The sequence below is a fragment of the Kitasatospora hibisci genome (assembly GCF_043950205.1).
Classification (GTDB): Bacteria; Actinomycetota; Actinomycetes; order Streptomycetales; family Streptomycetaceae; genus Kitasatospora; species Kitasatospora hibisci.
Genome location: NZ_CP171642.1, coordinates 5,925,050 through 5,939,456, shown reverse-complemented (window position 1 = coordinate 5,939,456; position 14,407 = coordinate 5,925,050). Strand labels below are relative to the sequence as shown.

The 14,407-nt window shown below is 74.7% G+C and carries 13 protein-coding genes; 4 read left to right on the top strand and 9 right to left on the bottom strand.

The features are described 5' to 3' along the window. Positions 1-2: 2 nt before the first annotated feature. Positions 3-824: a lysophospholipid acyltransferase family protein gene (locus ACF9IK_RS26010; protein WP_395298682.1), complete on the bottom strand. Its 822-nt coding sequence runs from the start codon at positions 822-824 to the stop codon at positions 3-5. Positions 825-1,107: 283 nt separating this feature from the next. Between ACF9IK_RS26010 and ACF9IK_RS26005 the strand changes: the two genes are divergently transcribed. Together ACF9IK_RS26005 and ACF9IK_RS26000 are read left to right on the top strand one after the other, a co-directional pair. After that, the gene (locus tag ACF9IK_RS26005; protein WP_395296513.1) at positions 1,108-1,902 is read left to right on the top strand and encodes an alpha/beta hydrolase; all 795 of its coding nucleotides are present in this window, start codon (positions 1,108-1,110) and stop codon (positions 1,900-1,902) included. A gap of 10 nt (positions 1,903-1,912) precedes the next feature. Further along, on the top strand, positions 1,913-2,692 hold the full coding sequence (locus ACF9IK_RS26000) for a hypothetical protein (RefSeq protein WP_395296512.1): 780 nt from the start codon (positions 1,913-1,915) through the stop codon (positions 2,690-2,692). 27 nt (positions 2,693-2,719) lie between these two features. On the opposite strand, the gene ACF9IK_RS25995 is transcribed toward ACF9IK_RS26000, so the two are convergent. The 5 genes from ACF9IK_RS25995 to ACF9IK_RS25975 all read right to left on the bottom strand — a co-directional run bounded on the left by ACF9IK_RS25995 (position 2,720) and on the right by ACF9IK_RS25975 (position 6,905). Next, positions 2,720-3,463, bottom strand: coding sequence for an endonuclease/exonuclease/phosphatase family protein (locus tag ACF9IK_RS25995; protein ID WP_395296511.1), 744 nt, complete (start codon positions 3,461-3,463; stop codon positions 2,720-2,722). A 133-nt stretch (positions 3,464-3,596) separates the two neighbouring features. Next, positions 3,597-4,541: an ROK family glucokinase gene (locus tag ACF9IK_RS25990; protein WP_395296510.1), complete on the bottom strand. Its 945-nt coding sequence runs from the start codon at positions 4,539-4,541 to the stop codon at positions 3,597-3,599. A gap of 191 nt (positions 4,542-4,732) precedes the next feature. Next, positions 4,733-5,092: a DUF5304 family protein gene (locus ACF9IK_RS25985; protein WP_395296509.1), complete on the bottom strand. Its 360-nt coding sequence runs from the start codon at positions 5,090-5,092 to the stop codon at positions 4,733-4,735. Positions 5,093-5,248: 156 nt separating this feature from the next. After that, complete coding sequence (locus ACF9IK_RS25980; protein WP_395296508.1) at positions 5,249-6,421, bottom strand: ArsA family ATPase; 1,173 nt, start codon at positions 6,419-6,421, stop codon at positions 5,249-5,251. A 22-nt stretch (positions 6,422-6,443) separates the two neighbouring features. Further along, positions 6,444-6,905 (bottom strand): SRPBCC family protein, encoded by a 462-nt coding sequence (locus ACF9IK_RS25975; protein ID WP_395296507.1) that lies wholly within the window; start codon positions 6,903-6,905, stop codon positions 6,444-6,446. 333 nt (positions 6,906-7,238) lie between these two features. Between ACF9IK_RS25975 and ACF9IK_RS25970 the strand changes: the two genes are divergently transcribed. Beyond that, on the top strand, positions 7,239-9,032 hold the full coding sequence (locus ACF9IK_RS25970) for an AMP-dependent synthetase/ligase (protein WP_395296506.1): 1,794 nt from the start codon (positions 7,239-7,241) through the stop codon (positions 9,030-9,032). A 67-nt stretch (positions 9,033-9,099) separates the two neighbouring features. Here the strand turns inward: ACF9IK_RS25970 and ACF9IK_RS25965 are convergent, their stop codons facing one another. After that, positions 9,100-10,248, bottom strand: a complete 1,149-nt coding sequence (locus ACF9IK_RS25965; RefSeq protein ID WP_395296505.1) for a glycosyltransferase family 4 protein — start codon at positions 10,246-10,248, stop codon at positions 9,100-9,102. A 245-nt stretch (positions 10,249-10,493) separates the two neighbouring features. Between ACF9IK_RS25965 and ACF9IK_RS25960 the strand changes: the two genes are divergently transcribed. Next, positions 10,494-11,927, top strand: a complete 1,434-nt coding sequence (locus ACF9IK_RS25960; RefSeq protein ID WP_395296504.1) for a glycosyltransferase 87 family protein — start codon at positions 10,494-10,496, stop codon at positions 11,925-11,927. A gap of 41 nt (positions 11,928-11,968) precedes the next feature. Here the strand turns inward: ACF9IK_RS25960 and ACF9IK_RS25955 are convergent, their stop codons facing one another. After that, positions 11,969-13,027, bottom strand: a complete 1,059-nt coding sequence (locus ACF9IK_RS25955) for a hypothetical protein (RefSeq protein WP_395296503.1) — start codon at positions 13,025-13,027, stop codon at positions 11,969-11,971. Between the two features lie 152 nt (positions 13,028-13,179). Further along, positions 13,180-14,241 carry a C40 family peptidase gene (locus ACF9IK_RS25950; RefSeq protein WP_395296502.1) on the bottom strand — a complete coding sequence of 354 codons (1,062 nt, stop codon included), beginning with the start codon at positions 14,239-14,241 and terminating at the stop codon, positions 13,180-13,182. Between the last annotated feature and the right edge of the window lie 166 nt (positions 14,242-14,407).

Sequence of the window (14,407 nt, the reverse complement as noted above, 5' to 3'; positions counted from 1 at the left end):
GCCTAGGCCGACCCGTTCTCCTTCTGCTCCTGCTCGGCCTTCTGCTCCTGCTCGGCCGCCTTCTGGGCCTTCTCCGCCTCGGCCTTCTCCGCCTTGGCGGCGGCCTGCTCGGCCTTCTGGACGGCCTTGCGCTCGGCGTCCGCGCGCTTCTTGTCGTCGGCGATCTGCCGCTTGGCGGCGGTCGCGTAGATGTCGACGTACTCCTGGCCGGAGAGCCGCATGATCTCGTACATCACCTCGTCCGTCACCGAACGGAGGATGAAGCGGTCGTTCTCCATGCCGTGGTAGCGCGAGAAGTCCAGCGGGCGCCCGATCCGGATGCCCGGACGGATGCCGAAGTTGGGGACCACCTGGCCGGGCGGCTGCACCTTCTCGGTGTCGATCATCGCGACCGGGATCACCGGCGCGCCGGTGGCCAGCGCGACGCGGGCCAGCCCGCCGACCTTGCCGCGGTAGAGCTTGCCGTCGGGCGACCGGGTGCCCTCCGGGTAGACGCCGAACAGCTCGCCGCGCTCCAGCACCGCGATCGCGCTGCGGATCGCCGCCTCGCCGGCGCCGCGCACACCCGAACGGTCGACGGGGAGCTGGCCGACGCCCTTGAAGAAGGCGGCCGTCAGCTTGCCCTTCAGCCCGGGGGTGTTGAAGTACTCGGCCTTCGCGATGAAGGTCACCCGGCGCTTGATCAGCGCGGGGAAGAAGAAGGAGTCCGAGAAGGAGAGGTGGTTGCTCGCGATGATCGCTGCACCCTCGGCGGGGATGTTCTCCTCGCCCTCGATCCACGGCCGGAAGAAGATCCGAAGCAGTGGCGCGACGATCATCTTCATCAGTCGGTAGAACAACCCGGGCCTCCTGTTATGCGGACCGGTCGATCCTAATGCCCCGCGACCGCCGCCCGCGCCCCGCCCCGCCCCGGCGGGCCGCTCGGCGGGCTCCGCCACCGGGCGTCCGGCCCCCGTCCCGCGGGGTGTACGGCACGGGCGCACCCGTGGGACGATGCGGTTTCCCGCAGCTCCCGCTCCCGCGCGCCCCTCCCGGCGCCGCCCCGCGTCCTCGTTCTCCAGCGTTCCCGACCGTCCTCCAGCGTCCCCGCCCGCGAAGGAGTCCGCCATGCCGCTGCTGCCCGGTGCCGAACCGTACCGCCACCGGGGCGGACCGGTGGGCGTCCTGTTCTGCCACGGGTTCACCGGCTCGCCGCAGTCGCTGCGCCCGTGGGCCGAGGAGCTGGCGGCGGCCGGCTTCACCGTCTCGGTACCGCTGCTGCCCGGGCACGGCACCCGCTGGCAGGACATGCAGGTCACCCGGTGGGAGGACTGGTACGCCGAGGTCGAGCGCGAGCTGCTGGCGATGTCGGCCGAGTGCGAGCAGGTCTTCGTCTGCGCTCTGTCGATGGGCTCCGCACTGGCGCTGCGGCTGGCCGCGCTGCACGGTCCGGCCGTCTCCGGGCTGGTGCTGGTCAACCCGTCGGTGCGCTCGGACAATCCGGCGAGTGTGCTCCTGCCGGTGCTGCGGCACCTGGTGCCGAGCCTGGCCGGGGTGGCCAACGACATCGCCCGGCCGGACGCGGTCGAGGTCGGCTACGACCGGACGCCCCTGCACGCCGCCTGGTCGCTGGCCCGGCTCTGGAAGGAGGTCCAGGGCCGGCTGCCGCAGGTGACCCAGCCGGTGCTGCTCTTCCACAGCCCGCAGGACCACGTCGTCTCCGCGGCCAACTCCGAACTGGTGCTGGCCCGGATATCCTCGACCGACGTGACGGAGCGGCTGTGCCAGCGCAGCTACCACGTCGCGACGCTGGACCACGACGCACCGGAAATATTCGCGGCCAGTGGGGACTTCATCCGACGGCTGGCTTCCGCGCACGCGGCGGGCGCCACCCGGGTCGAATCCGACGATCACCAGGGCTGAAGGGCCGGAAGTGCACGAGAGCAGCACGGCGGGCGGCGAGGACGAGGCGCCCCGCGAGGACGCGCAGGACACGAAGGCGGAGGGCACCAGGGCGGCCGCCGCCGGGGGCCCGGGAGCCGGGCCGGCCGGAGCCGGCGCGGGCCGGGCCGGCCGGGACGGAGCGGACCGGAGCAGCGCCGACCGGGACGAGACGGAGCCGGGCGGTCCCGGTGCCGAGGGCACCGCCCAGGAGGCCGCCGAGGCGCCGCGGGTGCGCCGCGCGCCCGAGCGCAGCCAGGCCGAACAGGACGAGATCTTCGCCGCGCTGATCGCCCAGTTCGACGACCCCGTCGACCTCAACAATCCGGACTGGCCGGAGATCGAGGACCTGCGCGCCCGTGGCGAGCTGAAGGGCGGCTCCAAGGACGGTGCCGGGCCCCGCACCGATCCGGACGACCTCTCCGACCTCGCACCGCAGCCCCGGCCCCGGTCGAGCCGGCCGGTGATGCCCGCCGCCGGCTCGGGTCCGCGTGACTTCGAGCTGGCCGCGGAGACCGACGAGGAGCACTTCGTCCCGCCGGAGCCGCCGCCGCTGCCCCCGGCCGACACCACCGCCAAGTTCGCCTGGCTGGCTGTGCTCGGCGGCCCGGCGCTGCTGCTCTTCGACGCGGTGGTCTGGCGCGAGGTCTCCGGCTGGCCGGCCTGGGTCGGCGTGACCGCCTTCCTCGGCGGCTTCGTCACCCTGGTGGTGCGGATGAAGGAACGCGACGGGGACGAGCCCGAGGACCCGCACGGCGGCGCCGTCGTCTGACGGCCGCTCCCCGGCCGCCGCGGCGGCTCAGCCGGTCGGCAGCTCCAGGACTGCGAGCACCGGCAGGTGGTCGGTGGCGGCCCGCAGGTCGGCATCGGTGACCCCGGGCAGCCCGTGCGGGACCCCGCAGGCGAGGACCCGGACGTCGGGGGTGGCGAAGACGGCGTCGATCCGCTGGTGGGGGTTGTCCGGGACGGACGTGAACTCACCGCCCCAGGGCGCGGCGAGGTGGCCGTCCTGCAGCCGCTCGGCCAGCAGGCGCCAACCGGGCCCGTCCGGGTGCTCGTTGAGGTCGCCCGCCACCACCCCGGGGCCGGCGCTCCGCAGCTGGTCGAGCAGCATCCCGAACTGGCCGTACCGCTCGTCCGGGTCCAGGCTCAGGTGACAGCTGGTCACGGAGAACGGCACCGAGCCGGCCACCCGGACCACGGCGCCGGCGAAGCCGCGCGCGTGCAGACCTCGGGTCTTGGGCAGCAGCCGGTCGTGCACGCCGAGCACCTCCACCGCGAGCCGGCCGAGCAGCAGCGGGCCGGCCGCGATCCGGCCGCCGCCGGACAGCACCACGGTGCCGGTCTCCCGGGCGAGCCAGGCCGCCTGGCCCTGCGGGCGCCAGTAGCGCGGCGACTCCTGGATGCAGACGATGTCCGGCTCGCAGGCCCGGATCACCCGGGCCAGGGCGTGCCGGTCGTCACGCAGCGAGCGGATGTTGTAGCTGAGCAACCGCAGCCTTCCCGGTCCGGGCGGGGGCAGCTCGGTCGGTCCGGTGGTCATGCGCGGTCCTCCCCGTGCGTCCGGTGGCGCTCCGGTGACGACCGTACGCCAGCGGGCCCACCGGGCGGGTCGGAACACGGCGGCGGCGCGACCGGAGCTCCGGTCGCGCCGCCGTCGGGGGTGCGGCCCGCGGTCAGACGGTGCGGGCCAGGTCGGCTGCACCGGCGATGCCGGCGGCCGAGCCCATCGAGGCGAGCACCACCTCGGCGCGCGGACGGTGCACCCCCCCGGTGAGGTAGTGCTCGAAGGCCTTGGCGACCGGGTCGAGCAGCAGGCGGCCGGAGTCTGAGACGCCGCCACCGAGCACGAACACTCCCGGGTCGAAGAGCGCGGCCAGGTCGGCCATGCCGCGGCCCAGCCAGTCGGCCAGCTCGGCGTAGCACTCCAGGGCGAGTGGGTCGCCCTCCTCGGCGGCCTGGGTGATGTGGATGCCGCGGATGGTCTCGGCCACGCCGTCGTTGAGCTCGAGCATCCGCGCGCCGCGGAGCGGGTCGGCGGCGGCGCTCTCGCGGCCGTAGCGGCGCAGCGCCCGGCCGGAGCCGTACTGCTCCCAGCAGCCCCGGCCACCGCAGCCGCAGGGCAGGCCGTCCGGGACCATGTTGAGGTGACCGATCTCGCCGGCCACGCCGAACCGGCCGCGGTGCATCCGGCCGTCCAGCACGATCCCGCCGCCGATGCCGGTGCCGACGGTGATCAGCACCATGTCCTCGTGCTCGGCGGCGGCACCGAAGCGGAACTCCGCCCAGGCGGCGCAGTTGGCGTCGTTCTCGACCACGGTGTCGAGGCCGGTGAGCTCCTCGATCCGGGTGCGCAGCGGCTCGTCCTCCCAGTCGATGTTGGGGGCGAAGATCACCGTGGAGCGGCTGCGGTCGACGAAGCCGGGGGCGCCGATGCCGGCCGCGACCACGTCGGGGTACTGCTCCTTGAGCTCGCGTACGGCCTGCGCGATGGCGTCGACGGCCCACTGGGGGTCGGCCGGGGTGGGCACCCTGGTCCTGGCCAGGATCTCGCCCGCCTCGTCGACCACGCCTGCCGCGATCTTGGTCCCGCCGACGTCGACGCCGATGGTCAGAGCCATGTGTCCCTCAGCTATTCACTCGTTCCCGCTGGACGGAACGCTACCGCCCAACCCAGCCCCCGTACACCCGTCGCATACATTAACCGAAGACAATTTGGCGGCAACCGCGCCGGACTCCTTCAAAAGTCGTACGTTCCCACCCTGTTTGTCACGTTCGGGATCCGACCGGTCACCGGCCGGACGTCAGGGCTTCACTGCTTGTCGGACGGCCCGTCAGGGGTGTCGAGGTCGATGTGCTCGCTGCGGGCGCGGTCGCCGGCGGTCCAGCGATGCTCGTGGCCGACCACGGCGGCCCGGTAGGCGGCCGCCAGCTCGGCGCCGACCGCGGCCAGGCCGCTCCCCGCGGCGGCCAGGTGCCCGTACACGTCGGGCTGCTGCTCGCGCAGGCGGTCGGCGAAGCCGGCCAGCGAGACCAGGGTGTCGGCGCTCGCCTCCTGCGCCTTCTGGCCGACGGCGGCGGCCAGCCGGCGCACCTCGTCCACCAGCGGGCCCAGCTCCGGGCCGAAGGGGTGCTCGGCGGCCTGCTCGGTGCGGTCGTCGGCGGTGGTCATCGCGCGTCTCCTCGGCTCCGGCCGCGCCCGCGGCCACTGGCTCCGACGCTACCGGACGGCCCGACGGATCCCGTCCGGTCGATCTCGCCGCAGGCCCGGCAACGCCGGCCGGGCAGGGCCGGACAGCAGGCCGGGAAGGGTCGGGCCCGGACGGGCTCAGCCGCGGGGCCAGAGCGCCGGGTCCGGCGCGAAGCGGACCGCGAGCGCCCCGTCCTGGAGCCCCGCGCCGGCCACGGTGCAGCGGCGCAGCGCCGAGGGCAGCGGGAGGATCCGGCGGTGGGCGCCGAGGCCGACCACCAGTTCGTCACCGCGGCGGACCAGGTCGAGGTCGGCGCGCTCGGCGCCGGGCAGCGCGAGGTGCCAGACCAGCAGGCCGTCCTCGGCCAGCCTGTCCTCGACGGTCCACGGCCCGGGGGCCAGCGGCACCGGGCCCGGCCCGGTGCCGTAGAGGCGGTCGGCGACGGCCTCCAGGGTGGCCTCGGCGGGGCCGGTGGCCAGTACCGGGACGTCGCTCGCCGCGGTCAGCTGGGCCAGCTCCTCGCGGCGGCGGCGGGCCAGCCCGGCCAGCCACGGGTCCGGCGAGTCGGCGGCGGCGTCCGGGAGCACACCGTGGAGGACGACGGCGTCCGGCCGGTGGCCGTGCAGGGCCAGCCCGGAGCGGATCCGGCGCAGCTCCTCGAAGGGGTGGCCGTCGGCGCCGGCGACCAGCCGCACGCTGGTACCGGGGGCGGTGATCGCGGCCCGGGCGGCGGCGAGCGCGTCGGCGGCCTTGGTCCGGATCTCGTACAGCCAGTCGGCGGGCATCGGCACCCCGGCGAGGCCGGCCAGCAGCGGGCGCAGCGCCCGGGCCGCCTGGCGCTGCTCGGGGACGAGCCGGGCGAGGTAGCGCTCCACCTGCTCGGGCAGGGCGAGGGTGGCGATCAGCTCGGCGGGGGGCGGGGCGAGTACCACCAGGACGTCGGCCTCGGCGGCCGGAAGGGCGCGCAGCAGGGCGAGCCGGGACGTGCCGGGGAGGGCGGTGAGCTCCTCGGGGTCGAGCGGGTCGGCGCCGAGCAGGTCGAGGGCGGGCTTGAGCCGGCCGCCGATCTCGCCGAGGGTGTGCCGGAAGGCGGCCTGCTCGTCGATCCGGAGGACGTGCAGGCCGGGGGCCCAGGCGGTGGGCTCCGGCTCCAGCCGGGTACCGAGGACGGTGTCCAGGGTGCGGTGCGGGTCGTCGGCGGCCAGCAGCAGGGTGCGGCGCCCCTGCCGGGCGGCGTGCAGCGCCGTGGCGGCCGCCACCGTGGGCGCCGCCGCGTCGCCGCTGACCAGGATGGTGCGTGTCGCCGTCATGCCCTGCCCCCGTTCCTCACTGTCAGCCCTCGGCGCGCTTCCCGGAGCCGGTGTCCTCGACGCGCTTCTTCAGACCGGCCAGGGCCCGGTCGATGATGACCTTCTCCGCCTTGCGCTTGATCATGCCGAGCATCGGGATCTTGACGTCGACGGCGAGCTGGTAGGTCACCTCGGTGCGCCCGCCGCCGAGCGGGGCGAGCGTGTAGGAGCCGTCCAGCGAGCGGAGCATCTGGCTGCGCACGAGGGTCCAGCCGACCTCGCGGTCGTCGTCCCACGTGTAGGCGAGGACGTGCTCGTCGCGGATCGCGCCGGCGTCGAGCACCAGGCGCACCTGCGCGGCACGGCCGCTCTCGTCACGCTCCAGCACCTCGACCTCGGTGACCTCACCGGTCCACGCCGGGTAGGCGGCGAAGTCGGCGATCACGGCCATCACTGCCGCCGGGGTCGCGTCGATGGTGATGCTCGACCTGGTGTGCTCCGCCATGGAATGGCCCTCCGCGTCGTCCCTTGCTGCCGGCCCGGCCGAGCCTGCTCGGTCGGGTGCGCCCGGAGCAGGCTATCGCGCCCGGCACCGCCGTCCGGCCCGGGGCTCGGCCCCGCCCGGGGCGCTCCGGCGGGCCGGTCGCGGCGGGGACGGCGGGCTACCGGCCGGTCACCGGGGCGCTGCCGTAGGGTGCCAGTCGAACGACCCGGTCACGGCCTGGTCGGACGGGTAAAGGTGTGACACTTCGAACACCGGAGCCGACCCCCCTGGTCGAAGCTGCCTACCGGGCAGTAACGTCCTGCCGTCCCGCAGCGTCGCGAACGAGGAGCAGTCTTGCTCGACTTCAGCCTTCCGGCCCTCTACCAGGTACCGAGCGGCGGTAACCTCTCCGACCTCGTGCACCAGAACGCCGAGCGGCACCCCGACGTCGCGGTGCTCAGCCGCAAGGTGGACGACCAGTGGCAGGAGTTGACGGCCGCCCAGTTCCTGGTCGAGGTGCGCGCCGCCGCGAAGGGACTGATCGCCGCGGGCATCGAGCCCGGCGACCGGGTGGGGCTGATGTCCCGTACCCGCTACGAGTGGACGCTGCTGGACTTCGCGATCTGGACCGCCGGCGCGATCACCGTGCCGGTGTACGAGACCTCCTCGGCCGAGCAGGTCGAGTGGATCCTCGGCGACTCCGGGGCGGTCGCCGTCCTCACCGAGACCGACCAGCACGCCGCGGTGGTCGCGGAGGTCCGCGAGCGCCTTCCGGAGCTGAAGCACACCTGGCAGATCGAGAACGGCGCGCTGGGCGCGCTGGCCGCGGCCGGGCAGGACGTCGCCGAGGCCACCGTCGACGAGCGCCGCTCGGTGGCGAACGCCGACGCGATCGCCACCATCGTCTACACCTCGGGCACCACGGGCCGGCCGAAGGGCTGTCAGCTCACCCACGCCAACTTCATGGCCGAGTGCGGCAACGTGGTCGAGCGCCTGGCGCCGCTGTTCCGCACCGGCGAGAGCTCGGTGCTGCTCTTCCTGCCGCTGGCCCACGTGCTCGCCCGGATCGCCGAGATCGCCCCGGCGATGGCGCCGATCAAGCTCGGCCACGTCTCGGACATCAAGGACGTCACCGCCGAGCTCGCGGCCTTCCGCCCGACCCTGATCCTCGGCGTGCCCAGAGTCTTCGAGAAGGTCTTCAACACCGCCCGTGCCAAGGCCCAGGCCGACGGCAAGGGCAAGATCTTCGACAAGGCCGCCGACACCGCGATCGCGTACAGCCGCGCGCTGGACGCCGGCGGCGCCGGCCTGGTCCTGCGGATCAAGCACGCGCTCTTCGACAAGCTGGTCTACAGCAAGCTGCGCGCCGCGCTCGGCGGCCGGGCCACCCACGCGATCTCCGGCGGCGCCCCGCTCGGCGAGCGGCTCGGCCACTTCTACCGGGGCATCGGCTTCACCGTCCTGGAGGGCTACGGCCTCACCGAGACCTGTGCGGCCACCGCCTTCAACCCGTGGGACAAGCCGAAGATCGGTACGGTCGGCCAGCCGCTGCCCGGCTCGGCCGTCCGGGTCGCCGAGGACGGCGAAGTCCTGTTCAAGGGCCCGCAGGTGTTCACCGGCTACTGGAACAACCCGGAGGCCACCGCCGCCACGCTCAAGGACGGCTGGATCGCCACCGGCGACATCGGCTCGCTGGACTCCGAGGGCTACCTCACCATCACCGGCCGGAAGAAGGAGATCATCGTCACCGCGGGCGGCAAGAACGTCGCCCCGGCGGTGATCGAGGACCGGATCCGGGCGCACGCCCTGATCGGTGAGGTCATGGTGGTCGGCGACCGCAGGCCGTTCATCGGCTGCCTGGTCACAGTGGACGAGGACTTCTTCCCGAAGTGGAAGGAGCTGAACGGCAAGCCGGCCACGGCCACGCTCGCCGAGCTGCGCGAGGACCCGGACCTGCTGGCCGCCATCCAGTCCGCGGTCGACGACGGCAACGCGGCCGTCTCGCACGCCGAGGCGGTCAAGAAGTTCCGTCTGCTGGACACCGTCTTCTCGGAGGAGAGCGGGCACCTCACGCCCTCGCTCAAGCTCAAGCGCAACGTCGTGCTGAGGGACTTCGCCGCCGACGTCGAGGCCATCTACCAGCGCTGACCCCCCGAACCCCGGTGCGGCCCGCCCCCTGAACGGTGGGGCGGGCCGCACCGGCCGTGCACGGGCCCTACGGCCGGTCGGAGCCGGCCAGCAGCGAGGTGAGCCGCCCGGCCAGCAGGTCCCAGCGCCAGGAGCGTTCCACCCAGCGGCGCCCGGCCTCGCCCATCCGGCGCCGCAGCTCCTCGTCCTTCAGCAGCCGGACGATCCGCTCGGCCGAGGCGGCCGGCGAGCCGCCCGGGACGACGTAGCCGGTCTCGCCCTCCAGCACCGCGTCCGGCGCACCGCCGGAGTCCCCGGCCACGACCGGCAGGCCGGTCGCCGAGGCCTCCAGGTAGACGATGCCCAGGCCCTCGACGTCCAGCCCGCCCCGCCGGGTGCGGCACGGCATCGCGAAGACGTCCCCGGCGCCGTAGTGGGCCGGCAGCTCCTCCCACGGCACCGAACCGGTGAACATCACCGAGGCACGCACGCCCCGGGCGTCGACGAGCTTCTCCAGGTCCGCCCGGTACGGGCCGCCTCCGACGATCAGCAGCACGGCGTCCGGCACGTCGGCGAGGATCTGCGGCATCGCCTCGATCAGGGTGTCCTGGCCCTTGCGCGGCACCAGCCGGGACACGCAGACCACCACCGGACGGTCCGCCAGGCCGAGCCGACGGCGCACCTCGGCCCCGCCGGACTCCGGGTGGAAGGTCGTCTCGTCCACGCCGGGCGGCAACTGCACCATCCGCCCGGCCGCCTCCGGGCCGACCGCGCCGGCGATCCGGGAACGGGTGTACTCGCCGAGGTAGGTCAGGATGTCGGTGCCCGCGCCGATCCGGCGCAGCAGCTGCCGGGCGGCCGGGAGCTGGGCCCAGGCCGCCTCGTGCCCGTGCGTCATGCCGAGCAGCCGGCCGGCCCCGGCACGGCGCAGCGCGGGCGCCATCAGCCCGAGCGGGGCGGCCGCCCCGAACCAGACGCCGTCGCAGCCCTCGGCGCGGAGGATCTCGGCGGCCCGGCGGGTGACCCGCGGTGTGGGAACCATCACCTTCGTACGGTCCCGGATCACCGGGAAGGGCTGTTCGGCGTCGAAGCGCGCCACCTCGCTGCCGTCGCGCCAGGTCGAGGCGTACACCACGATGCTCCCGGCAGGCTGACGGACAGCCATGTTGTGGACGAAGGCCTGGATACCGCCGGGCCTGGGCGGGAAGTCGTTGGTGACGATCAAGGTCTTGTGCATCGGGCCACGGCTCGCTCGGTCGGGGGGTGCTCGGTGTACCGCTGGGTGATCCGTACGATAGGTCAACACCACGACCCGCCGGGAACGCAACCGTGCACGGCAACCGTTCCACCTCCGGGTCTGTCCTAGTACCTAGGCAGCCGGTGGGGCCCGCCCGGACGACGGCGCAGCGCCCTCCACCGACCGCCCGGGCGTCCGTCGCGCGGCGCCTCCGGTGGGACGTCCGAGACGAACGAGGGAGCGCAGTGGAGTTGGCCCCGGCCACCGAGTCCGGTACATCCAGCGGCGCCGACGGCCCCGGCACGGCCCTGGCCGTCCGCCGGGAGCCCGCACCCGCCTCCGGGGTGCCCGGTGCGCCCGGCGGCCCCGCCGGGCGCACCGGGGCGCTGCTCGCCCTGGGAGTCACCTGGCTGGCGACCCGGGCACTGCTCGTGCTGCTGGTGACCGGTGTGCTGCGGATGCCCGGCGGGGACATCACCGCCGACGTCTGGCTGATCTACCACGGCTGGTACGGCGTGCTGCAGACCGGCACCTTCCCGCTGGACGACGTCACCTGGCAGTACCCGCCCGGCGCCGCCCTGGTGATCATGCTGCCCGGACTGCTCCCCTGGTCCTACCTGGTCTCGTTCTGGGTGATCTGCGGTGTCGCGGACGCGGTGGCGATGGCCCTGCTGGTCCGGGTCGGCGTCCGCAAGGGCCGGGCGCTGACCGGCGCCTGGGTCTGGGTGGCCGGCGTGCCGCTGCTCGGCCCGATGATCTACAACCGGTACGACGTGATCGTCACCGCGGTGGCGGTGGCCGGCCTGCTGGCGCTGATCCGCCGCCCGGCGCTCGGCGGCCTGCTGCTGGGCCTGGGCGGGATCGTCAAGATCTGGCCGCTGCTCGGCCTGATCGGCACCCCGTCCGGCCGGCGCACCCGCCGCGCCTGGACGTCCGCGGTGGCCGCCGCCGTCTCGGTGGGCTTCCTGCTCGCGGCGGGGATGAACGGCGCGTTCGAGTTCCTGACGTTCCAGAAGGACCGCGGCGTCGAGGTGGAGTCGGTGGGCGCGCTGCCGCTGCACTTCGCCCGGATCGCCGGGGCCTGGGACGGCAAGGTGATGATGAACTACGGCTCGGTGGAGATGCTCGGGCCGTGGGTGGACGTGGTCGGCAAGGTGATGATGGCCGGCACCCTGCTGGGCTTCGGCTGGTTGCTGCTCTGGCGCTTCACCGCCCGCCGCCGCAACGCGGCGACCATGTACGACGCGGCGCTGGCCGCGCTGCTGGTCTTCACCGTGACCAGCCGGGTGATCAGCCCGCAGTACCTGGTCTGGCTGGTCGGCGCGGCGGCGGTCTGCCTGACCGTGCGCGGCACCAGCCAGCGGCCGGTGGCGGTGCTGATCCTGGCCGCGACACCGCTGACCCTGGTGGAGTTCCCCCTGATGTTCAGCAAGGTGGTCGGCAGCGAGCCGGGCGCGATCACCGTGCTGGCCCTGCGCAACCTGCTGCTGGTGGCCGCCGCCGTGCTCTCCTGCGTCCGGCTCTGGAGCTCCACCCGCGGGCCCGTCCAGCTCCCGGCCACCGTGGTGCTGGAGCGGCCGGATCCGGCGGGTGCCTACCCGGTGCGACCCGGCATCGCCTACGAGCAGGACCTGCTGGACGGCATCGACCACCCGGCCGCCACCGGCGAACGGCGCTAGCCGCCGGCCCTCGGCCGCCGGGCCCGCACGCAGCCGGGCGCTCAGGAGGTGAGCCGCCGGACCTCGGCCAGCCAGAGGGCGGTGAACTCGGCCAGCCCGAGCCCCAGTTCCGACCGGAGCAGGCGGTCCAGCCACGGCTCCCGGTCCTCGCCCCCCGGGTCGGACGCCCCGGCCGCCCGGTAGAGCGCGACCAGCCCCTCCGGGCCGAACCGGCGCGCGATCACCTCACAGGCCAGCCAGGACTGCTCGTACGCCTGGGCGATGCCCACGGCCCCGGCCGTGAAGTCCTCGTCGGCGGGCAGCTCCGCGGGCAGCCGCCCGACCGCGACGTCCCGGGCGAGCTCGGGGGCGATCTGCTTCGGCGTACGGCCCGAGCCCCGGTAGCCGGTCCAGTCGGCGACGCCCTCGGAGAGCCAGAGCGGCGTCCAGGCCCGGGTGTCCGCCCTGGTCGCCACGTGCACCGCCTCGTGGGTGACGACCACCTGGCGGCCGAAGCCGCTCAGCCCGCCGTACGCCTCCGGGTTGACGAGCACCCGGTCGGCCGGGGTGTGCCAGGGCGCGCCGGAAGCCGCGGTGGTGACGGCCGCCATGCCGGTCCAGCCGTCCGGATCGGCCTCCAGCAGCCGGGCGAACTGCTCCTCGGTGGCGGGCAGGTGCAGCAGCAGCCGGCCGGGCCAGTCCTTCCCCCAGACCTCGCTCACCGCCGGGACGGCCCGGTCGGCCACCTCGACGAGCTCGGCCGGGTCCGGCCCGCCGGCCAGGCCGAGCACCAGGCAGTGCCCGCCGTCCGCGGCCGCGACCGGGCCGAGGTCCCAGAGCGGGGGCGGGCCGCCCGCGCCCTCCTCGCGCTCCACCTGCCACCCGGCCCCGGTGCGCAGCAGCGCCAGCCGGCGCTGGTGCACCACCGGGTACGCGTCGTAGCCGGCCACCCGGACCACCAGCTCGGCGGTGGCCACCGCCCGGTCCGGCGCACCGGCCGGGCCCAGCACGAGGTTGCGGTAGGCCGCCTCGACCAGCGGCACCCCGGCCACCCCGGCGGCGAGTGCGCGGGCGCGCCCGGCCAGCACCGCCGCGACCTCGGAGCGCCGGTCCGCCGACACCGCGCCCGCCGGTGCGGCGGGAGCGGCCCGGGGCAGCGACAGTTGGGCCAGCCCACCGGCCGCGAGCAGCAGGGCGCCGCGCCGGGACAGCGTGCAGCGGCGGGCCGCAGGGTCGGCGGGTGCGGCGGGGGCCGGCGGGCGGCCGGTCCGGCTCAGAGCCGGACCACCCCCGCGACGGGCATGGCGTTGACGCTCTCGTACCGCACCTTCGCACCCGGATAGGGGGCGTGCACGATCACCCCGCCGCCGGCGTACATGCCGACGTGGTGCATGTCCCGGTAGAAGATCACCAGGTCTCCCGGTCGCGCGTCGGAGAGGCTGACCCGCTGGCCGGCCGACGCCTGGGCCTGCGAAGTGCGCGGCAGGGTCACTCCGGCCTGCCGCCAGCTCCAGTACATCAGACCGGAGCAGTCGAACGCGCGGGGCCCGGTGGATCCGTACACGTAGGGCGAGCCGATCATCTTCACGGCGGCGGCCAGTGCGGCCGCACCGCGCTCGGACGCGGGCGGGGCGCTCCCCAGGTCGAGCCGGTCGGTGCCGCGGGTGGCGCGCTGCTCGGCCTCGCGGGCGTCCTGGGCGGCCATCCGGGCCCGCTCCGCCCCGCCCAGGCTGTTGAGCAGCCGCTGCGCCTTGGCCAGCCGCTGCTGGATCTGCTGCTTGCTCTCGGCCAGGGCGCGGCGGGTCTGCTCCAGCTCGGCGAGCTTGCCGGAGGCCTCGGTGCGGCGCTGGTCGAGCCGCCGCTGACGGGCCACCACCTCGCGCAACGTCTCGCTCTGCCGCTCGGAGGCCTGGTCGAGGGTGCGGGCCTTGGCCAGGTACCCCTCGGGGTCGGTGGCGAGCATCAGCTGGACGGTCTGCGCCAGTCCGCCGCCGCGGTACTCGGCGCCGGCCACGGTGGCGAGGTCGCCGCGCAGCTGGTTGAGCTCGTCCTGGGCGACGGCGACCTGTTGCTGGAGAGTGCCGGCCTCGTGCTGCAGCTGCTGCTGCGCCTCCTGCGCCGCGTTGAACCGCTCGGAGGCCTGCTCGGCCTCGTCGTACAGCTGCTCCACCCGGGCCTTGACTTCCTTGCGGTCGGCCGACCCGTCCGGTCCCGGGGCGGCCTGGGCGGGGCCGCCCGTCGCCATGCCGAGCACGGTGGTGGCCGCGGCGGTCAGCACCAGCGCACGGGCGAGGGCGTGTGCCCCCGACAGCTGGGAACGACGGTGCACGGACATGCGGCGGCGGCTCCGATCCTGCGGCCCGGCCCCGCGGCCGCGCCGGGGTGGGCGGCTCTCTACGGGAGTCCGGTGGCAGACGTTAGCGAGTCCGGGCAAGCGAGTCCAAACCCCTCCCAACCCGAATATTCGCCCCCTCATCGGACATCAGGACGAGCCGCCGGGA